General features: G+C 43.5%; 1 protein-coding gene. It reads right to left on the bottom strand.

Annotation, left to right across the window (positions count from 1 at the left end; all coding sequences use genetic code 11):
* Window positions 1-299: hypothetical protein (locus tag CWC16_RS20005; RefSeq protein ID WP_171037707.1), on the bottom strand; the 299-nt coding region annotated here is incomplete at both ends.

Genomic DNA, 299 nt, shown 5'->3' with positions numbered 1-299 from the left:
TATGGCCTGCTCATCATATTGAGATGAAGCGATTACAGCTTCAGGAGCGAATTGTGCAACCAGTTCTTCGTCTTGTTCATGGGAAACAGGCTGCCGTAGCAGCGTCTCTTTTACAGAACGGTGACCACCATTCTCGGTAAGGACTTTTATTTCACTCAATTTATCTTTGAAGCGTTCAACCTGCTCTTGTGTTGCCTTTTTCTTGCTGAGTAATTTATCAAACTTACCGTCGAAGACAGAGCAAATCTGTTCTGCACTCTGGGGTGAGAGATAGTTGTCCTCCAAAAGTTCTTCAAGAA

The sequence above is a fragment of the Pseudoalteromonas sp. S3776 genome (assembly GCF_005886915.1).
Lineage (GTDB): Bacteria > Pseudomonadota > Gammaproteobacteria > Enterobacterales > Alteromonadaceae > Pseudoalteromonas.
Note: the sequence above shows the minus strand (reverse complement) of the source record. Positions and strands in the feature narration are given on the sequence as shown.